This is a genomic window from Brachybacterium sp. UMB0905 (genome assembly GCF_002871795.1).
Classification (GTDB): domain Bacteria; phylum Actinomycetota; class Actinomycetes; order Actinomycetales; family Dermabacteraceae; genus Brachybacterium.
Genome location: NZ_PNHL01000009.1, coordinates 131492 through 138011 on the forward strand (window position 1 = coordinate 131492; position 6520 = coordinate 138011).

General features: G+C 68.6%; 5 protein-coding genes and 2 tRNA genes. 4 read left to right on the plus strand and 3 right to left on the minus strand.

Annotation, left to right across the window (positions count from 1 at the left end; translation table 11 throughout):
• Positions 1-1453: trigger factor (gene tig / locus CJ197_RS10430; protein ID WP_102236681.1), on the minus strand; the 1453-nt coding region annotated here is incomplete at its 3' end.
• 84 nt (positions 1454-1537) lie between these two features.
• Positions 1538-1611, minus strand: a tRNA-Pro gene (locus tag CJ197_RS10435).
• 138 nt (positions 1612-1749) lie between these two features.
• Between CJ197_RS10435 and CJ197_RS10440 the strand changes: the two genes are divergently transcribed.
• From CJ197_RS10440 to CJ197_RS10450, 3 genes are all read left to right on the plus strand, one after another.
• Positions 1750-1823, plus strand: a tRNA-Gly gene (locus CJ197_RS10440).
• Positions 1824-2063: 240 nt separating this feature from the next.
• Entirely contained in the window at positions 2064-2642 is a 579-nt protein-coding gene (locus CJ197_RS10445; RefSeq protein ID WP_102236700.1) for a methylated-DNA--[protein]-cysteine S-methyltransferase, read from the plus strand.
• Between the two features lie 12 nt (positions 2643-2654).
• Positions 2655-3884, plus strand: coding sequence for a PLP-dependent aminotransferase family protein (locus CJ197_RS10450; RefSeq protein WP_102236682.1), 1230 nt, complete (start codon positions 2655-2657; stop codon positions 3882-3884).
• On the opposite strand, the gene CJ197_RS10455 is transcribed toward CJ197_RS10450, so the two are convergent.
• The gene (locus CJ197_RS10455) at positions 3853-4644 is read right to left on the minus strand and encodes a bifunctional 2-polyprenyl-6-hydroxyphenol methylase/3-demethylubiquinol 3-O-methyltransferase UbiG (protein WP_102236683.1); all 792 of its coding nucleotides are present in this window, start codon (positions 4642-4644) and stop codon (positions 3853-3855) included. The genes CJ197_RS10450 and CJ197_RS10455 overlap by 32 nt on opposite strands.
• Before the next feature lie 680 nt (positions 4645-5324).
• Here CJ197_RS10455 and CJ197_RS10460 point away from each other — a divergent pair.
• Positions 5325-6520, plus strand: a 1196-nt coding sequence (locus CJ197_RS10460) for a hypothetical protein (protein ID WP_146007754.1), incomplete at its 3' end; no start/stop codon positions are given.

The window sequence follows — 6520 nt, forward strand, 5'->3', positions numbered from 1 at the left end:
CGTCGTCAGCCTTCGCCTCAGCCTTTGCGGCCGAAGCCTTCTTGGCCGCCGGCTTCTTCGCGGGAGCCTTCTTGGCGGGGGCCTTCTTCGCGGGGGCCTTCTTCTCCTCGGCCTTCTCCTCAGACGTGTCCTCGGAGTCCGCCTTCTCCTCGGAGTCCTCGTCCGCGGAGTCCTCGTCGGCCTTCGGGGCCAGCCCCAGGTCCAGCACGTCACCCTGCTCGTTCTTGACGGTCACCTCGGCGAGCGCCACATCCAGGGCCTTGGACCGCTGGACCTCAGCGAAGATCTGCTCGAGCTGGCCGGACTGGGCGAGCATCTGCAGCAGCTGGTTCGGCTCGATCCCGTACTGCTGGGACAGCGCCGTCATGTAGTTCATGAGGTCGTCCTGCTCGACGTTCACCTCGCGGGAGGAGTTGATCTCGTCCAGCAGGAACTGCGCCCGGACAGCCTTGACGGTGTCCTCGCGGATCTCCTCGCCGTGCGGGTCACCGGCCTCCTTGCCCTCGTTCTCGAGGTGGGCGGTGATCTCGTCCTCGACCAGCTGCTCGGGAACCGGGATCTCGAGCTCCTCCAGGAGCTTCTCGAGCAGGGCGTTGCGGGCGAGCGCCACGCGGTTGCCCTCGGCGTCGGCGGCGGCCTGCTTCTTCAGGTCCTCCTTGAGCTCGTCGATGGTGTCGAACTCGGAGGCCATCTCGGCGAACTCGTCATCGGCCTCGGGCAGCTCGCGCACCTTCACAGACTGCGCGGTGACCTTGACCTGCGCCTCCTGGCCGGCGTGCTCGCCGCCCACCAGGGTGGAGACGAAGGTGGTGGTCTCCTCGGCGGAGAGCCCCTCGAGGGCCTCATCCAGACCCTCGAGCATGTTGCCCTGCCCGATCTGGTAGGAGACGCCCTCGACGGACTCGATCTCCTCGTCGTCGATGGTGGCGACCATATCCAGGGAGACGAAGTCCCCGTCCTCGGCCGGGCGATCCACACCCACGAGGGTGCCGAAGCGCTCGCGCAGCTCATCCAGGCGCACCTGCACGGCGTCGTCGTCGACCGTCGGCTCCTCGATCTCGACCTCGTAGGAGGAGAAGTCCGGCAGCTCGATCTCGGGGCGCACATCCTGCTCGACGGTGAAGACGAGGTTGCCCTCATCCTTGCCATCCAGGCCCGGCACGTTGCCGACCTCCACCTCGGGGCGGCCGACGGGCTTGAGCTCCACCTCGGTGGCGGCCTTCTGGTAGAACTCCGGCAGGGCGTCATTGACGGCTTCCTGCATGAGTGCGGGGCGGCCGAAGCGCTGCTCGACGAGCTTGGTGGGGACCTTGCCCTTGCGGAAGCCCGGGATCTGCACCTGATCGGCGATCTTCTTGGTGGCGGCCTCCAGGGCCGGCTTGAGCTCGTCGAACGGAACCTCGACGGTGAGCTTCACCCGGGTGGGGCTGAGCTTCTCGGACTCGGTCTTCACTGGTCAGGTCTCCCTGTTGATGGACAGTCGATGGACGTTTCGATAGCGCCTCGGGGTGCGCACGGCGGCGACCTCGCGACGGAGTCGGGGTGACAGGATTTGAACCTGCGACGTCCCGCTCCCAAAGCGGGTGCTCTACCAAGCTGAGCTACACCCCGGAGGGCAACCCCCGGGATATTACCCGGTCCCTGCGCACGATGCCCGAACGGCTCGGCAGCGCTGTGAGCAGATACATGCCCCAGCGTCCGCGCTTCGAGGTGCCCGCGGGCCGCTGATCTGGTTCAATGGGCACCCACGCGGATGTAGCTCAATGGTAGAGCCTCAGTCTTCCAAACTGATAGTGCGGGTTCGATTCCCGTCATCCGCTCCACGGCGATCAGCCACAGAGCTGCAGGTCACGGCCACTTCTGGCCGTGACCTGCTTGCGTTGGGCCTCACGGGCAGCCCGGGGACACCCAGCTCTCGGGGAACTGTGCTCACGTGGGGCTGCGCGGGGTTGTGCGGGGTCGACTGCATCACCCGCCACTCCCTGTATCACCCGCCGTTCCCGGGCCTTGCCTCGCACATCTCTGGCCTTGCCTCGCACAGGCCGACGGTGTTGCCTGGGCCCATGACGCCCACCACCCCGTCGGCCCCCTCTACGCCATCGGCCGAACCCACCCCGTCGGCTCCGTCGGCTCCCTCTGCCCCATCGGCCACTCCTGCGGTCCGGCACCTGCGCACCACCACGCCGCTGGGCGAGTATGTCCTCGCCGCGCGGGGCGAGGCGCTCAGCGGCATCTGGCGCATCGGCCAGGCCCACTTTCCGCCGCCCACACAGCTGGGCACCGAGTCCCCGTCGGACCCCTTCCTGTGCCGCGCCGCCGATCAGCTGCTCGAGTACCTCTCCGGGACGCGGGAGGAGCTGGATCTGCCGACGGCCGCCGAGGGCACCGCGTTCCAGCAGGCGGTGTGGTCGCTGCTGCGGCAGATCCCGCGCGGGCAGACCACGACGTACGGCGCGATCGCCCGGGATTTGGGCAGGCCGAGGGCGGCGCAGGCCGTCGGCGCGGCGGTGGGGGCGAACCCGCTTTCGATCCTCGTGCCGTGCCATCGGGTGCTCGCTGCTGATGGCCGCCTGACCGGGTATGCGGGCGGCGTCGAGACGAAACGGACGCTGCTGGTGCTCGAGGGCGCTCTGCAGAAGTGACACGATGAGCGGATGACCACCCCCGCCACCACCCCGCAGGTTCCCGAGCCCTTCACCTTCCCCGTCGCCGCACGCTACGCGGGGATGGCCACCTCGCCGCTGAAGGACATCTTCACCCTCGCCGCACGGCCCGACGTGGTCTCTTTCGCCGGCGGCATCCCGGACCCGGAGCTGTTCGACCTCGAGCAGGTCACCGCCTGCTACGACCGGGTGCTCACACATCAGGGACGTCGGGCACTGCAGTACGGGGTGAGCGAGGGCGAGCTGGAGCTGCGCGAGCAGGCGGCCCGTCGGCTCTCCCGCGACCTCCCGACCGACGCCGGGCAGATCCGCGTGACCTCCGGATCCCAGGAGGGGCTGTTCGTGGTGGCGCAGGCGCTGCTCGAGCCCGGTGACGTGGTGCTCGTGGAATCCCCGACGTATCTGGCGGCCGTGCAGGCGTTCTCGGTGCACGGGGCGCACATGGTGGGCGTGGACACGGACGACGACGGGGTGATCCCCGAGGCTCTGGCCGCGGCGATCCGTGAGCATCGCCCGAAGATGGTGTATCTGATCCCGACGTTCCAGAACCCGACAGGCCGCACCATGCCGCCGACGCGCCGCGAGGCGGTGGCTGAGGTGCTGCTCGCAGCCGATGTGCCACTCATCGAGGATGACCCCTATGGCGCGCTGAGCTTCACCGGTGACCGCTGGGCGCCGATCGCCTCGCTGCCCGGAATGGGTGAGCGCACGATCCTGCTGAATTCGATGAGCAAGCTCATGAGCCCCGGGGTGCGGATCGGCTGGATGCGGGCCGAAGGGCCTATCCGGGACACCCTGGCGGTGGCGAAGGCGGCGATCTCCATGCAGTCCTCCGTGGTCGATCAGCTGACGGTGGCGCGATACCTCGAGACTGCGGACCTGGATGCGCATGTGGCGCGCGTGGCGGCGGTGTATCGGGAGCGACGCGACGCGATGGTCGCTGCCCTTGAGCCCGTCCTGCCCGCGGGGGCGCACCTCACCCGACCCGAGGGCGGGATGTTCCTGTGGGCGGCGCTCGGCGAGGGGTATGACGCGCAGGAGATGCTGGCCGATGCGGTCGACGCCGGGGTGGCGTACCTGCCGGGCTGGTCCTTCTTCGCCGACCACCCGGACCGCTCGACCATGCGGCTGAGCTTCGTCACCCACTCCCCTGCTGTGATCGCGGATGCGATGGGGCGGCTCGGGGAGGTCATCGCGGGGGCGCGGGCACCGCGGGGGTGACGGGCCTGTCGGCGTTCTCGGGGGCCGACCAGCGCAGCGTCACCCGGAAGCCTTCGCGGCGGCGGATCACCGCACCGGGCCCCAAGATGGTGCGCGCCGCGCGGCGCAGCTGCGCAAGGGCGAACGTTGCATCGCGGACGGGCATCGCCGGACCCCGCATGGAGTCCGACGTGTCCTGCGCGTCCTCGGTGTTCCGGCGGGGTGCGTTCCGGTGGGGTCGGGGATGCTTCACGAGGCCGATCAGCGGGTTGGTGAGGGCGTTGAGGATGTCCCAGGCATGGTCCAGCCTCGAGGCGGGACGGACGAGAGTGACGACCAGCAGTCGTCCGCCCGGGGCCAGAAGTTTCCGGGCGGATTCAAGCGCCTCATCGAGGGTCATGTGGTGGACGGACGCCACCATCGTCACGACGTCATAGCGGCCGTGGTGCTCCGAGGATGCGGTGTGCTCAGCGAGGGAGCCCTGGAGGATGCGGACGTTGGTGAGCGTGTGCGTGCGACGACGAGCCTGCGTCACCATGCCGGGATCCGGGTCCAGCCCCACGACCTCACACGATCGCTCGGCGAGAGCCGCGACCAGGTCGCCCCTCCCGCACCCCACGTCGAGAATCCTCTGCGGGGCTGCCGGTAGGTGGCGCTCGATCCAGTGACGGAAATGCGCGTTGTGATCCCACGGATGCCGAGCGTTGAGACGAGTGAGGCCACGACCCACTGCCCGGATCAGCGGATTGGGGGTGGTGCGGATGTTCCACGGCGAGGGCACGGCTCCATCATGCACGGCCGGGCTAGCCGTGGATGGCTGGAGGGTTCTGTGCTGACGCGCGCCGCGGGCGGTAGGTGCGGGCTCTGCGGGTGGGCTCTGCGGATGATGTGCGCGAGTGGAGAAGCGTGCTGGGCACGGCTGTACTCGGCGGCGTGTATCGAACGCGCATGCGACTATGCATGAGCGGCGTCCATGAGTTTCGTGCTAGAACCCCATGGGGCTCTTGTGGTGTCCCTGCGGTCCGGCGTGAGAGGTGCGCACGGCCCCTCTATCACACAGCCCCGACAGACGTGGTGCGCGGTGTGGACAGAGTGCTGGCCTGTGGATATGCGTGTGGGTGGGCGGGGCTGTGGAGGGGGAGGGGTGTCTCGTCGTGAGGCGGTGTGCCGCGACCTTTCCTCCACAGTGGGGGTTTATCCACAAAATCATCCACATTCGCGGCAAGGGCTTCCATGGGTTGGTTTCAGGTGGGATCATGGAGGTGTTCATAAAAGCGTGATCTGGCGTCGGAAAGGGGGTGCGTGATGGGACTCGATGATGTGCGGCCGGGCGGTGTGGGTTCGCCGCGGGAGGCTCGCGGTGAGCAGCCCGCGCGTGCTCCCCGGGCGGGCGGACGCGGCAGTGATGCGGCCTGCGCCACCGCCGGCCCGCCGCGGAAGATCATTCGTGGCCGTGGTGCGATGACGCCTGCGGCAGCGGCGGTGCGCTCGGGCTCGGAGGCGGACTGTGATGAAGCCCAGCTCATGGTCCGGGTGCAGGAACGCCGTCGCCTCGCCGGCACCCTCTACGCCGAAGAGCTCCGTGACCTGGCGCTGCTGTGGACCGTGGATGACGACCATCCCGGTGAGGCGGATGAACTGGCCGTGAACTGCTTGATCGCCGCAGCGGGGCTGCGCTCCAAGGTGGGGCGCGCGGAGGGGAAGCTGCGTGATGCTGTGCAGGCCACCCGTGACCTGCCCCTGTGCCTGGATCTCGTCGCGGGTGGTGTGTTGCCGGTGGAGTGGTTTGAGTGGTTGATCCGCTCCACGCGCCGACTCGAGCCGGAGCAGCGTCGTCAGGTTGATGACGTGGTCGCTGAGTGGGACCTCGCAGGCATTGACGTGAACCGCTTCTACCGCGAGCTACGCATACTCATCGCATGGTTCGGTGCTGGACTGCAGCAAGAGCACCCCACCCAGCAGCGCAACGTCGAGGTGTTCACCTCCCCAGACATGGACGGCACCGCCTGCCTGCAGGTCACCGGCCCCGTCCCGGAGATCACCGCACTCGGTCACCGGCTCGATGCTGCTGCGCGGGCGGTGCAGATGGCGCAGCGGCAGGCACTGGCCGCGGCACGCGGCGAAAGAACCGGTTGTGGCGACGGCACGGCGGGGTCGATTGATCTCTCGACACTCCCGTTCGACCTGGGGCCGCTCGCGGGCGACTCCACTGCTCAGGCCGACCATGACGACGCCCGTTCCTTCGCCGACGCCGCCCATTCGCTTGACCCCGCCGCGGTCCCGTTTGACGTGTTCGGTACTGTCGCCGAAACCGGCAGGCCTATGAGTCTCGCGGCGCTGCGTTACGCGATCCTGACCCGGACCGCGTTCGGGACCGAGGGTATTGAGGTGCCGGAGTCGGGGTTCCGCATCAACGTCACCGTGCCCGTGATGACGCTGCTCGGTCAGTCGGATGCGCCCGGTGAGGTGGATGGGGCGCATCCGATCCCGCCCGCCATGGCCCGGGATCTCGTGGTGAACGCCCCGGTGTTCCACCGGGTGCTGACCGATCCCGTGGACGGCAGTTTCCTGCCCCGGGCGGCGAAGACCTATCAGGTGAGTCGGTCGATGCAGGAGTTGCTGCGGCAGATCGACCCGATCTGCGCAGTCCCCGGCTG

Bases quoted from the DNA above. Each gene is read 5' to 3' on its own strand.
- CJ197_RS10445 (WP_102236700.1), top strand. From the start codon at position 2,064: ATGACGCCCACCACCCCGTCGGCCCCCTCTACGCCATCGGCCGAACCC.
- CJ197_RS10450 (WP_102236682.1), top strand. From the start codon at position 2,655: ATGACCACCCCCGCCACCACCCCGCAGGTTCCCGAGCCCTTCACCTTC.